General features: G+C 41.9%; 9 protein-coding genes and 1 pseudogene. 1 reads left to right on the forward strand and 9 read right to left on the reverse strand.

Annotation, left to right across the window (positions count from 1 at the left end; translation table 11 throughout):
* Positions 1–2 precede the first annotated feature (2 nt).
* The 9 genes from CF168_RS11620 to CF168_RS11660 form a co-directional block, all read right to left on the reverse strand.
* Positions 3–3,455, reverse strand: coding sequence for an STY4851/ECs_5259 family protein (locus CF168_RS11620; protein WP_206191641.1), 3,453 nt, complete (start codon positions 3,453–3,455; stop codon positions 3–5).
* Entirely contained in the window at positions 3,436–4,566 is a 1,131-nt protein-coding gene (gene csm6, locus CF168_RS11625; protein WP_089067943.1) for a CRISPR-associated ring nuclease Csm6, read from the reverse strand. Before csm6 ends, CF168_RS11620 begins: the two co-directional genes overlap by 20 nt.
* A 101-nt stretch (positions 4,567–4,667) precedes the next feature.
* Positions 4,668–7,004 carry an EH signature domain-containing protein gene (locus tag CF168_RS11630; RefSeq protein ID WP_157705955.1) on the reverse strand — a complete coding sequence of 779 codons (2,337 nt, stop codon included), beginning with the start codon at positions 7,002–7,004 and terminating at the stop codon, positions 4,668–4,670.
* A complete protein-coding gene (locus CF168_RS11635) occupies positions 6,994–7,653 on the reverse strand; it encodes an OmpA family protein (RefSeq protein WP_089067945.1) in 660 nt (219 codons plus the stop codon). Before CF168_RS11635 ends, CF168_RS11630 begins: the two co-directional genes overlap by 11 nt.
* Positions 7,653–9,893, reverse strand: a complete 2,241-nt coding sequence (locus CF168_RS11640; RefSeq protein WP_089067946.1) for a hypothetical protein — start codon at positions 9,891–9,893, stop codon at positions 7,653–7,655. The genes CF168_RS11635 and CF168_RS11640 overlap by 1 nt, the downstream gene beginning before the upstream one ends.
* Positions 9,894–9,902: 9 nt before the next feature.
* Positions 9,903–10,235, reverse strand: coding sequence for a hypothetical protein (locus tag CF168_RS11645; protein WP_206191642.1), 333 nt, complete (start codon positions 10,233–10,235; stop codon positions 9,903–9,905).
* A 6-nt stretch (positions 10,236–10,241) separates the two neighbouring features.
* Positions 10,242–11,360, reverse strand: a complete 1,119-nt coding sequence (locus CF168_RS11650; protein ID WP_089067948.1) for an HNH endonuclease — start codon at positions 11,358–11,360, stop codon at positions 10,242–10,244.
* Positions 11,357–12,067, reverse strand: coding sequence for an OmpA family protein (locus CF168_RS11655; RefSeq protein ID WP_089067949.1), 711 nt, complete (start codon positions 12,065–12,067; stop codon positions 11,357–11,359). Before CF168_RS11655 ends, CF168_RS11650 begins: the two co-directional genes overlap by 4 nt.
* Before the next feature lie 2 nt (positions 12,068–12,069).
* Positions 12,070–13,821, reverse strand: coding sequence for a hypothetical protein (locus CF168_RS11660; RefSeq protein ID WP_089067950.1), 1,752 nt, complete (start codon positions 13,819–13,821; stop codon positions 12,070–12,072).
* Between the two features lie 341 nt (positions 13,822–14,162).
* On the opposite strand from CF168_RS11660, the pseudogene CF168_RS11665 reads away from it, so the two are divergent.
* Positions 14,163–14,405: pseudogene (locus CF168_RS11665) on the forward strand (JAB domain-containing protein); the annotation flags it as partial.
* Positions 14,406–14,574 lie beyond the last annotated feature (169 nt).

A 14,574-nucleotide genomic window follows, 5' to 3' on the forward strand; every position in this document is an offset into this window, starting at 1 on the left:
AACTAGACTTCGAGCAAGCCAATAATTAATTTCTGTGTCAGATTGAACGCTTCATCGAAGTAGGTTTCATCAAACCTACTATACTCGCGCATCGCGTGAACCACCTCAGCAGTCATTCGTAGATTGGCTTGCCCTGCTGTCGCCAGGGCTAACAGAATAGGAGCATTCATCATATTGTTCTTAAATGAGCAATCAAGTACGAGACTGATATCAACGATTTGTCTGTGCACTCTCCTTATCACATCCTTAAACACTTCATCCGCATTATGACATGGCCAGTCATTTTCACATTTTCGCTGTGCTAGCTGGCCACGTATGTCTCGCAACTGTTTTGTATAGTCGACAACTGTTACGCACGGCTTCTCCAAGTTGAGGCCAATTTTGACTTTCATTAACACAACGAGCGATGAAAGACTTGGAAAAAAAGACTCGATCTCAGAGAGCTTTTTCATAATTCTATCTTGCACCAGCTCTTCCATCCCCTCGCCACCTAGTTTTTCCAATAAATACTCGTAATAGGCGCGAACCACTTTTATAGACTGATGAATATTGAGTGAAGTCCACAACAAGGGAAACTTAGTATCCATCTGCCATATCGCTTCGATTTCTGACTTATTTGCCTGCAGTAGCAATGCCAGCATAAACTCTGGCTGTTGAGACGCCCCACGCCATAAGTCAAAGGTAGTTAGTGGTACATGGTTAAACGCTAATAATGACCGTACATATTTCCATTCGAGCGATGCAAAGTCGGTGGCTAACTCTTTCGCTGCATCGCTAAAAGCTCGAATACGGTCTGTGCTACGGCCTATTCCAGCGGCTGCTTCAAACGCCCCTTTAGGGTCTGGAAGAAGTTGTAAGTCTTTAGTCCACATTAGTGGTCGAATACCAAACTTTGGCTCATCGCAATAAACTAACCATGCGCCAGGGTCCAATTCTTCATCGGGCATATGCCAACAATAGTTACTTGAATCGTCTATCGACTCTAATCGTAATGGGATTGGCGTCTGGTCTGGTTGCCCTAAGGGCACAGCAAACAAGTTTATCGCTGCAACATTGTCGAGATATGAGTTCGCCTCCGAGCTCAGTACCACTTGATCCCGAGAGCGTTCGGGAGTGAGTGAGAGTTGATACATTGCGAGATCGACTGCGAATAATTCGTGCCCATGGTGCATGATTTCCATTTTTACCTTTGCATCTAAACTTGTCGAAAGTGCAAATAAAGACAGGATATTAGAACGAAACGCCGAAAGTGATAGACCAGTAGATATATCATCGACTGAAGACAGAACGGTTTTATAGAAAGCTGATCGCGCGAAGGCACCTCTAATATCTTTTGCCTTCAACGAAAACAGTACCTCTATCTCACCTTCCAATCCACAACCATACAGCTCATAGCTGCTCAAATGATCAACCAAGATCTCACCGAGGTTATTAACCTTCTGTTGCTTACTATCGAGTAAGCACACACCTTTACTTGGGAAAGGTATTCTGATCTCTAAGGATTTGGGCTTATCCTGCCACCAAATTTCGAGGTCGATATACGCTGGTGGATAACTATTTGTGGCACTAAGCTCAAGAACTACCTCTCGCTCAGTTGGGAAGACCTTCATTTCGACTTGATCTTGGTTCACTTGCGCCAATGACACCAATGGAGCACTAGAAGCCGATAATTTTATTTGACCTTTGCCGACGTCTGCAGTGGGAAGTAAATTAACTTTAAAGTCACGCGGCACACTAGCAATTCTAAAGTGTTTTTTAACACCAAACTGATTCGAGTATTGAACCTCACTTTGCCCCGACGGGAGGGAGCTAAACGGAGCCCACTGCTGTTTGTTTCTATCGTACCATTGGACCGAACTTTCCTGTATCGGAGTTCGTACTCCTTGTTCATTGAGTTCAACAAGTTTTGGTGTGCCGACAAAGCTCTTTTGCGGGGTCGTTTGAAATGGTAAAACTTCGCCTTGCCATACATATTCTTTTGACTGCTGCTTTTCACCACCGAGTACTACGAGATAAGAATCAACATTATATTGACCAGCACCTTGAAGCACAGTTAGTTCTCGATTCTCTTCCGTCTCTAAGCTGACGAACGGATGGCATTGTTCCGAATCCCTTTCAGCAAAAGAACCTTGTCGGGCCACAACAATTGCCTTGCTTGCTTCGCAAATAACGTCACCAGCTCCCGCAAAAAACCATTGATCTTCTTTTTCAATGAACACCCAAGGCTCTTCATCGGACGCCGAACTCCCACCAATCAATGGCGCACTCCAAATCTCACCATGACCGTCTTTTGCCATCAGCTTTATTTCGCAGCTAAACCAATCTGCAGGCAACTGACTCTCTAGAACATCGACGAGGTATCTATCTGGGGCATTTTTGGGCCTAAAGGCCTTAGCCACAAGAAGTGGCTTTTTACCCACTGCGAAAAGACTAAAACGCTCAGGTAAACTCGCCATGTTGAATAGCTGCTGAATATAAAGTGTGTTGACGCGAGAGCGCAACGTCAGCTCTAACGAGCAAGCGTAGCTAACTTGAACCTCGCAAATATCATCAACTGTGAAGGCATGCTTGTTATGAAGTGGTTTCAATGAGCGAAGTAAACGAATCGTTTCCGGTATTTTACGCTGAACGACAATCGCTTTGCCTAGTGCTCTATCCAGTAGACTTTTAGCGACGCTATGCTCTAAGTTGAGTGGTAACCTATCTACCCAGTTTGGCTCAACGGCATCGAGATAAATTAAAGGTTCTTCCTGATTACCCAAGTCATGTTGATCTGCCAAACAAAAAATTGCTTCTGCGATCTTACCAACAACGGAGTAAACCGAGTCATTTCTAAATGAAGCCGCTATGTGATAATCGTGCGCTTTGGCTATCGCCAATGAATCAGGCGTCAATATTGCGTACTTCCCAAAGTCTTGGATCACCTGCTCGAAGTAATAAGCAAGTTTACTGTTCGGATCTTTCACTAGTTGCAGTGGCAACCCACCTTCAACGGCTATTGTCCCCAAAAACATATGACCTTGCGCGTTCATTAGTATCGGTCTGCACCAATAGCGGCAACCAGAAGCCACCATACGACTTCGCTGCGCTGGAGAAAGCTCAGACTCATGAATACCTAAAGCACCAAAAACAGGCTCCCAACTCCAGTGCCCACCAGAAAACTTTCGACGCCACCACTCAGATGCAAATAAAACAAAGGCGCCCGCCCACTCAGAACTCATAGCAGTCGGAACGAAACTAGAGATGCTATTGCTACGCAAGCTATCTACCAGTGACAGTTTCAACAACTCAAACTCATTATCGCTAAGCTTATAGCTATACAGCGGTTGACCCGTTACTTTGTCTAAATTCCTTGAGGACAAAATGGCCTCAATACAGTGTCTGAATGTGATCATATCATCTCTATTTTTTGACTTTTTTATTCGTTTCAAATAATCAAAATAGCGCCGCATCATAGAGCGAACCGTAAGTGCAAAGTGCCACGCGATACCTTTGCCCAGCTTTTTCTGACAATGACATCACGATCAACTTATCTGCAGTTGCCGCCGGCAGTACTTTTTTAAGCTTGTGATTTATCTGGCTGCAGACGGGCTGAAGAAAAGACTTCTCCATCCCTGTTAATTGATGAAGATTTTGTTCTTTAAAATCCTCAGGGGTTGTCCCGAAACTCTCAAATACTCTCGGGTCCTGTGACATAGTGGCAAACAGACTCAGAAAGCCCAGACTGTGTGCAGGGTTCTCATCAAAATATCTATCTACCAGCAGCCCTGTTTCACCTTTGTGATAAAGCCAAAGATAAAAGGCCAATTCCTTTGCGGTGAGCTTAATCTCAACGCCTAGGGTCTCGAGAGTTTTGGCCTTGGGATTGATTTTGACCGACAAGGTTTGGTCTTGCCCAGCGTTAAGCAATGCCACTGTTTGACTGAAAGAGAGATTTTCCATCGAGGCCAGCAGGTTAGGGTCGATGGAATGCCGCATTCTTACAAACGGAATTTCTGCCAAAGTAACTTGGGCTTTACTTACATCCACCTCGCCCTGACCATTCTTGCCGGTAACCCATTTGGCTGACTTGGTTGGAAACCAAAAATCACGCACAAACTCATAGTCATCGTCAACAAAAACGTGACTTAGGGTGTCCTGCTCTCGCCCAAGTAAGGACATGGCGTAACCGGTGTAAAATGCCATGGTCTTGCGTCCACCCGCGAGTGAGGTATGAAGCGCTATGTCGGGATCGCTTGTTAACCGGAAGAGTGCCTTGGTGATGAAGTCTGCCATGTGACTTTGGTCGTCGACGGATTTAGCATCATCAACCTGATTGCCGGCTTCATCTTCAATCAACCAGATGTGGGACTCATCGAAACGAAACTCGGGGAGCTGGTATTCCTCTTTAAGCACCTGCAGATGACCATCACGAAACAGACCATTCATCAGCAACAACTTGGCTGAAAGTGTGGTAATGACAAACACTTCATCCGGAAACGGCTTACCGCTTTGGTGGATAGCGTACAGGGTTTCCGTGAGTACCTGAGGACTGGCCCCTATTGTTGCTAAGAGAATGTTTTTCATAACGTTCCGTGTTTGAATTGCTTAGGCCATGAGTTTACTCGGGTCTGATTAAAGAGGCTACTTCTAGTATTACAATCTGTGATGATAAGAACTGGTAATCTTTAATTCAGAGCAGCCTTAGCTTCTTTATTGCCCCTTTTTTCGGCAAGCATTAACAATCGATCTGCCAGCTGTTTCGAATCCTTGTCATTCCCTTCTCGAACTAATAAATACAACTCATAGGGAGCATCAACATCACCAAATTTTGTTAATTCCTCTAATCCGAAAAATTGCACTTTTTTTCGTCGATAGTCTTTAGCGAAATTGACTATTTTTCTTATTTCTAACTTTGTATCCCTAACACCTTTTTTATAGAGTTCGGATAGCATTCGTATCGCTTCTTCTTGTTCCGTATCTTTCCCTAAGGAAAATTCACCGGCAAGCTGCCATATCAATTCATCATTATTTAGTCGTTTAACAACTTCAGCAACTTGCTTCCTTATTTCAACGCTTTTTGTACGAGAAGCCAAACCAAGCAAAGCAGTATGCATTTGTTTATTGTCTCCATGAATCACTGCTAAATTGTTCGCTAGTTCGATACCTTTTTTCTGGTCAAACTCCCTTATTCCTTTGAGTAATTCAACACATTGAGCAGATTTTAAGGATGAATCTTCTGCAATTACGGAACGGCTAAATTGTTGATTCAAAATCGGTTTAAAACCGTATCGTTTACAGGTAGCCAGCGCATCTGGATGTTCTAATCCCGCAGACTTAGCAATCCACTCTTCCCCTAATTTCTTAGTCCTACTATCACTTCGAGTGTCTAGCAATAATAATTTTCCTAACTGCCACATAGCTTCAGAATTTCCATGTTCTGCGGCCAACTTTATATTCTTTTCAAACTCGAGTTGTTCCCCCATTTGCTTGGCTACAAATGCTTTGGCCATATAAGTCTGACTCTGAGTATGTTTTTTTTGCTCGTAGCCAAATTTACCTGTCTGTAACTCTACAGACCAGAAACGCTCAACCCATGATTCCAAGCTTTTCTGTCTTTCCATTAACATATTTGCTGGTGGCTTAGGTAAACCAACTGCAGAACTAAAACCATTCGCCTCAGGTGGTAGGCCCCTAAATTTAGTTAGTCCATCATTGGGGAGTAAATTAAATTTGGTTCTCAGAAGCTTTTCACAAAAATGCTGCCAACCTACAAGATGATCATGAACTTCTAGTTGGGACATTGCCCTAATATCTTCACCATTTAACTCTGCACTTTCAAACAGTCTTTGACTGTTCCAATCGTTACGATTAAAGAAACGAGTTTCAGCCATTCCCCCTCTTAAAAATTCAACAGCAATGATTTTCTCTAGTTCAAAAACAAAAATTTCAGACTCGGTCCTATCCATCTGTTTAATTTGATTTATGAAGATAGGAAGAGCGTTGTTCATTTCGCTCACAAATTTAAAGGTTTGCTCAGGAAGTAATACCCTTACCCTATTAAACCTTGATGAATAATTAGACCAGAACTTACTACGACTCCGTATTTGCCTTCTTTCATCTTCAAGGAATCCAAGCACATTCCCAGCTTCTTCAGAGCACAACACAGATGAAATTGAAGACAAATTATAATAATTGGAGAGTTTGAATCGAGTCTTCAACAAGGCTTGTGATGATATCGATAATCGTCCCCAGTAGCTGTTGGTTTGTTCAGGAAAACAATGTTGTTCGATAAGTTTCCCACATCGTTTTCCAAAGCTAACTTTGCCAAAGGTTTTGATGTATTGATCTAAGATTTCGATGCGGTGACTAGTAGCTTGTAAAGCCAAGAAATTAGCAGCAAACCATTGATCACTTTTATCATCCTGTTGCTGAACAGATACAGAGCAAAGATGGCTTAACAGTTGAGTTTCGTAACTATTCATCTGCGGCAGTCTTAGCCACTTTACGGCACCAGAAATAGTTCGGTTTAACTTATAACAGTATTGGGCTAACTGATAAAAATCTTGCCTCTGTAATAATAACAACCAATCAATTTTGTATTTTAGCAAGTCATCAAGTTGAGGAACGCTCCTAGCAATCTCCATTGAATCAATTATCTGACTGGCAATATTAGTTGTTTTTCCATCTAATGCGAGACCAATTTTGAACAGGGCTACATCGCCTAAGATTTGGTTGCATGCAATGCCGCTCCAAACTGCGATGCATGCTCTTTCAAGCCTTTCATCCGATAAATCATCCCACTGGGACTGATTTTCTAACACATCAAGCCATTCGAAAATATGGATCTCTTGACTGCGGTTAGCCAGCACTAATACAACAATCTGTTCAAGGGTCTTCGGCGGGAAACTTGGCAACTGCTCGTCAAAAAGCCCCATATCATACCAATCATCAAATACCAGTCTGTCTAGTCGGTTACTTCGAGGTAAATTTGGCAGAGTAAAGGAATAACGGTTAAGGGCCAATTTGCTGTACCTCTTTAAAATTCCCTAGGAATTCATCAGCTTTAAATTGGAAACGAAACTTAACTTTACGATCTGCAGCGCTCGCAATCTGTTGGTCTGCCTCTAGGGAACCACGACCTGAGATCATAACTTTATTAAAGAACGCTAATTTATTTTGAAATTGCATGTCATTAATAAACGCAATAACACTATTCGCACGTAGGACACTCAGTTGCATATTGCGATTAAATACGCCTTCGGAACTAGAGTGCCCTTCAATTACCACTCGGGTTACCTCTTCCGCAGTTGCATCGGATTGAAAAATAACATCTGCATAAATGGGTATAAATGTTTGTAAAAATGTCTTCCCGCTTGCACTTAACGTGTAGTCATTTTGCCCGAATAAGATTGAGTCAGTGATTGAAATATCACCAGTGTTAGGATCGGCTTGAACCTCAATGCCAGCAGCATTGAGTGCATCATTTATACCTTTAATAATGACAACCCGAGTATTTTTGCTCTCTTCATAAACTTCAGAGATTTGCACCATTGCACTAATAAGCAAAAGAGCAAAAATCATCAACAAAACTGACATCAGGTCACCAACAGAAAGCCATACGCCCGATTCTTCTGCTTCGCCTGAATGAGGCGTGCTTTTAAATCCACGCATCAGGCATTTACCTCATTGGCTTCAAACTCTCGGCGTTGAACCTGTGCATTGACCAAATATCCAGCCGCTTGGGACAATTTGTTATGGATTTTACTAGCGGATGTGTCGAAATCATTAAAGAAAGTTTCAAAGCTTTCGTTGGCACGACTAAAGTACTCATCCATTGCCTTAGGCAGATTTTCGGTGATATCAATAAATGTCTTGGATGCTGCTGCATACTCTTTTTTAAGCATGGCAATTTCTCGCCCCATGGTAGTTGCCGCATCCTGAAGCTCAGCCATTTTAGCGGCATCATTTAGACCAATCGCTTTAGCAACTCGCTCCAAGGTAGCAGCTGAAGCCTCCAGCTTCTGGTATTGAGCGGTTAATTCTTGAAGCAATGTATGGCGGGCTTTATATTCACTTTCAAAAACATTACGGAAGTTATCAACAACTTCGTTGAGGCCATTACGCTGTTTACTCAGACTGTTGTCTAACAGGTTATTTTGTTCTTCAAAATAGGCGGTTAAATTTTGCTGATATTGCAGTCGGAATGCTTCTAGTTCCCGCTGCACAGTGTCTGACATGCTCTTGACCTTAGTGTCGATATCACCCAGACCTTGTTGTAATTCGGTTTTCGCTGACGCCATCACATCTGATGCATCAATACCGATTTGTTTAATTGAATTTGCCTGCTCCTTAAATACCGCCTGCGAGCTATCAACTAAATCGCTAATTCGTGATTGCATTTGGCTAAATAGTGCAGATTCTTCATCGCGGCGCTGCTGAACAGAAATTTCGAAGTCAGTCTGAGCCTGACGCAACAAACTAGAGGCAGATTCACCAGTTTGCTTTATCACTTTCGTTTGATCTTCAAATGCGTGGTAAATCTGCTCAAGCAATTTATCTATGCGGTTGGTAACTTCGGTAAACATCTTTTGCTCGGATTGTTGTCGAACATCGAGAGCATCTTCCAAAGAGTCTTTCATACCTTCAAACGCTGTGGATGCACGCTGTGCACTAAGCTCAAAAGCTTGTCGCTGAGCATCCATACCCGATGAAGCAGTCTGCAGCATGCTGTTCACTTCTGCTGCAATTGTAGACATTGCGCCCTGGGTATCTTCTTTGAAACTACTGAGAATATCTTTGAGGGATACTGCAAATGACTGCAGTTTTAACATTGTTTCCTTTTGGAATTCGTTAATGGTCGCAACTGTTTCTGACGTACTAGTTACTACCCGCTCAAGATTGGAGTTCAACTGTACTGCAATTTCATTACTGGTCATTACGGCGGAACTTGTTTTATCTAATTCTAGCGTCAACGGGTTGATAAGCTGATCACGCATATCTGCAATCAATAGCTGAACCAGTTCCTTTTGAGATTGCTCTTTAATTTCACGAAGCGTTTCGAGTTCAGTTTGAATAGATTCGAGAACAGGCGTCATCGATTTTTCTATGGATACACTGAAAGAGTCTGATATCTGTGCAGCTAATTTGTCACTGTTAAAAGAGTCGCTAAAATCAGACAAACTAGCCGTAGCCTCTTTCATCTCTAGTCCAATTGATTCCATTGCCTGTGCCGAACGGATTTGAACATCCATTAATTCTTGCTGGCTGTCATTAGACATCGACTTTAGGTAATAGACTGGACTTGCTTCAAAATATTGTGTCGCCATTCGTTGGAGAAAATTTTGCTGCGCGCTTACTAAAACACTTGATGAATACTTCATTACCGACATAAACAGTGCAGAAGTACTTAAGCCTGCCAAAGACGTGTAAAATGCCGTTTTCATTCCTTCTAATAGCTCAGCAGCAGAAGCTAGCAAGGCTTTAGAATCCCCAGCCATACTAAATTGACTTAATCCAAGAGTGATCCCCAGAAAAGTCCCTGTGATACCTATGCTGGTTAGCAGCGCTGGTACCAGTTTATGACGGTTAGTATCAAATGAAGGAAGTAATTGAGACACTGGAGACTTGCTGAGCCACATTCCATCTTTAGATTCAATTTCTATTTCATTATCCGAATACTTGTAAATAAGATGGTCAGTAACCCACACCAAAACTGATTTATCTAAATTAGATATACTTACTCTGCCAGAATCACTGTTTGATTTTAATTCAGCTAATTGCGATAACAATGCTTTGGCCTGTGAAGTTGCCACATACTCTCTGACACTGAAAAATATAAAAAGAATTAGCGTGACGGAGATAAGTAAATCAGTCACCCAATCACCAGAAATAACTGCCAGATGGTCAAACATGTGTATTCCTTACTTAAGTAGTTTGTATAATTCTTGTTCTGTTAAAATGTCATGCGCTATGCGTTGAGGTAAATGCTCAGCATCTGTTCTAATTGCACTGCCTATAACAACAGGGCTTTTCAACCTTACGCTGTACATAGCTTCATCGTGTTCAGCACTGTCACTAGCCATCATCAGATAACTATCGGTAGGGAATTCCCTTAGCAAAGTAGCTTGTAATGAAGCTTTTGTATCCCTTAATGATTTTGTGGCAACAAAGTCATTACCAAACTCTTCTTTGGATAATTTCCAGGCGTGATTAATACAAATTATTTGATTGACCAGTTCATCAAGTCTTAACATCAATGTTTAATTCCTTAAATAGCCAATCCTAAAGCGATAGTTTTCAAGAAAGTCAGCAACACTCACAACATCCCAGCCTGCTTTAATACCATCCTGAATATCAGCAGGAGAAATTGCGATCCCAAATCGTTTTTTCGTCCAAGCCAATTCTAACCGAGCACCTAAGCCATCAAGGCCGTCACTTAAGTAATGCGCTACATCCGGTAAGGCCAAGTTCAATTTTTGGCAAAGATGTAGGACACCATGAACCCCTGGATCTGCGTAGGCAAATAGCTCATTCCAACCATTCAAATCATTCAACAGGCCCTGCTCATTCCTGAGTTGGTTGATTAACTGGCGTTCATTGTGACTCAGTACCATGTGCTGATGCATTGGCTGCTTACTATGACAGTCAATACATAGCGCTCTGAGATTCTTCGGCTTATTATCAGACTTTACGCCGTTAATATGGTGAACATGTAATAATGGCCGATGCGCTTTTAAATTCACCCCACACTCTTCACAACTAAATCCCTTTTCAACCCGATAATGAGAAGAAATCTTAGACCAGTCATCACAGTAACCAGTTTGCATATCCTGTACATTTCGCAAAGGCATATGAGGGAAAAACGAGCTATATGTCGCAAAAAATTCAGCCATATTAAATTGATACAGAATTTGATTTCGATAGGCTCCTGTTGACCAGCCTTTATAATTAAGTGCACATAAGCAGTTTTGACATACTTGTAAACGTGCTTTTCCCTCAATCCCAAAACCAGAAATTAAAAACTCGCCAGAAGTATCATTCGTAGCCACATAACGCTCGAAACGTCCTTGCTCTCTCATGCCCTTTAACGTAGCACAATCTGCAACATGGTACCGTCTCCCCGTTCCGGGAGATGCCATGGCAGAATAAACGCTCTGTCCATGATCTTTGATATACAGAAGGACTTGGCGGCCTTTATAACTAAGAAGCCCAGAAGTAACATCAACATCCTTGAGTTCGACATCTTTGCCAGTCGCCAATTCAATATCGATTTTCTCAATAGAAGTCTGACGATATTCTAGATGGAACTGCCCTTTTTGACTGGGTTCCATGAGATCTACAGCATGCAGTAATGCGCCAAATTTAATTTGCAGCTTCATTCGGACACCAAAATCTTACGAATTTGTTCTTCAGCATTCGTAATCACACGAAATGAAACTCGTCTAGACTTTTGTGAATCCTCATGCCCTTCAGTATCTATAATCAATTTAGAAGAGGAGTAACCTACAGCTGCGACATTTGACTTAACCCAATCATAGTGAAACTCTCGAATTGGCTCCAGATTCATTACATAACCTAACACCGTTCGAGTTCGTGCCTGAGACAAATCCATATTATTAAAATATGCATCATAGTCGGAGGAGCCATTGTTCCAACGACTGGATGTATGCCCTTCAATTTTTATCTCTTGTACCATAGTCCGATAACTATCCAGTATTTTGAGATATCGGGGAAAAAAATTAGCTAAGATATTTTTAAATTCATTTGTGAGCGTCGCTTCACCATTGGCGAACAAAACATCTGGCGAAGTGAAATTAAAACTGAGTGTACTGCGATCAATCTCAGCTCCCCATTTAGAAAGATCCGCTGAAAACTCCTTCTCTAATGCCAAATAGATTGCCTGCTGTGTTTTTTCGTAGGTGATAGCAACTTCTTTGATTTTATCTCGCTCAATCATTGCATCTCGCATCAACGCAACGGAAATAAACAGAAACACCATCATCAACCCCGCCATGAGGTCTGAAACCGACATCCACTGTTCTCCCCCCTCTGTAGTCGCTGAAGAACGCCCAAAAACCTTATCCATTTTTATACCGCCACTCGAGTACTAACCACGTTCGCCATTTCTCGCACTAGCTTTTGATAATCACGGGTAAACTGCTGAGTAACTGTTGCTAAGGCCTCACCCATCTGGCTGATGGTTCTATTGATTTCTTGTTGCATTTGATGATCCAATACTTCAACTTGCTTATTAACAGCACTTCCTGTCTGGCCCACAGCCGTTGTAATTTGATCCTCTAGACTATCAAAAGTACGTCTGACAGCCTGGGCTTGGACTTGAAAAATCTCTTCTAAGGTCGTTTCTAATCGCTCATGGAGTTTTACAAACGCATTAGATGTTTCCACCTGGATCTGCTGAGTACTTGTGACAAGTTCTTGATTAGCTTCTTTTAAGATTAATCCCGTTTGTTTGGTGTCCTGTTTAATATCAGCAACAAAAACACGTAACTCGGCATTGAGCTCTGTAATTGAACTTTCTAAATGCTCTCTAATTTGTTCAGTAGTGGTTGACAGATAATTAGTCATATTCTGTAAACCACCAGCAGCAGAACTGACATTCGTTTGAATATCGTTTGAAGCTTCAGCTAAACGTCCGCCAATGTCGTGAGCCCCCTCCTCCAACTTCAAAGTTAATTTTTCAGCACCATCGAGCAAATGCGATTTCATGGAACCAATACTTTCCGTTGCCGTTGAGGAGAAGTTTTCTATCACTTGTTTACTTTCTTTGAGTAAATCAGTGTAGTGATGCGATGCCGCCTGAACTGATTGAGAAATAACATCCATGGTTGCATCCATCTGCGTCTTAATCTGCGGCATGGCTTCAATAGCCTTATTCCTCAAGTCTTTGAAAGCTTCCAATCGTTGCTCAAGTTCGGTCATTTGCCCATGACCTAATTCCATAACTTGAAGTAATTTCTCCATCGATACAGGGATCGACTCAGCTCGATCATTAATACTTGCCACCGACTTTTCAGTTGCCGAAATAGCATCAACACCAAGCTGGTATTTTACTGCCATATCCTCTAACTGAATTCGATAATTCTCCTGCCAATCAACCAATTTCTTAACTGACTCATCAAGTCGCTTGAAGTTCTCACCAAACTGCTCAGTCAATTTGTCATTGAACTCAACTATTACTTCTTTAAGAGCATTAATCACCTGTTCAGTCGCGGACTTTGACAACATTCCTGCAAACTCATCCATTTTTTCCCAAAGAATGGATTGAAAACTCTCAAATTTTTGCAATTGCATTTCGAAGAACTTAACTTGATGCTTACCGGCATCGTTCATGTCTAGGCGTAAATTTTTTATTTGAGAGGTCAATGATGAATCTTCATCACCTTTAATTGCGCCGAGTAACTCGTTAGACACGATTAACTGTTGAGACATGACCTGATAAATGTCCTCAGGGCTTACGACCTTGTGCTCTTGCTTGTTGCCTTTTGGATAAAGGCTCACAATTGTTTTGTACAAAATGGACGCGGCCATACCCACTAGACTCGTTAAAAAAGCTGTTTTCAACCCCTCTAAGAGCAGCTCAATACTGCCATCGATATTTGACGGATTAAATTCCATCAATCCAACAACAATGCCAGCAAATGTACCCAAAATACCCAATGATGTCAGACTGTTAGCTGTGCCATGTGTAAAGCTATTATACCTACCTAAATATGCTAAAAATAAGGATGTTATAAAGATTGAGACGATGAGATAAATGAATGCATTAGATATAGACTCAGCAGAAAAGGAAGCAATGTAAGCCGCAATTGTATTAGTCATTAGGATTTACCTAAATTGTATGGAACTGAATTTAGAAATGATAAGTGAATAGAGCGTTCTCTCGATTTTCATAAGGTTATGAAAACGGTCACTCCACCAATCCTCACCAATAATAATGGTACCAACTAGAAAATTGATGATTTTATATGCATCTTTCAATCGTGACTTCCTAGGAAATGGAGTCAAATTGAAAGTATGTAATATGATGAAGATACTGTGGAGCAAGGGTAAAAATCCTTCTCATGGGTTACATTCCTTGTCAATGTTCGAAACAGAGAGCATCATACAACTTTATTGTGATTTTTTAAATCTTTAGCGTCAATTTTTTGTCCAAGTTAGACACAATTGACAGTGCAAGTGGTTATCAGCGAGAAGTGGTTAAAGCCGTTTTGCTATGTAATGCAGCTGCGGTAATTTTCACCCACAACCATCCTTCCGGATGCATCGAACCGTCAAGCGCATATAGACGGATCACCGAGCGCCTTATTGCGGCACTGGCCACAATCGATGTACTGGTCTTGGATCACATAGTTGTTGCCGATACATGCGTGTCCTTCGTCGAGCGTGGCTGGCTATCTAATTAACGGCTCTTATTAATAGCGGCATAAGGGGCTCCCGGAGTCGGAGCCCTTTATGCGTGGGAGTTATCATGATTGAATTTACCGATAGCTTTTCTCAGGCAGCAGTTGCTCGGCCTTGCTTGAGCGTATCTGCTTGGAATTAACCCGCTAGTATTTGTCCGCCCAAGGAATG

It is taken from the genome of Shewanella bicestrii (assembly GCF_002216875.1).
GTDB lineage: Bacteria > Pseudomonadota > Gammaproteobacteria > Enterobacterales > Shewanellaceae > Shewanella > Shewanella seohaensis.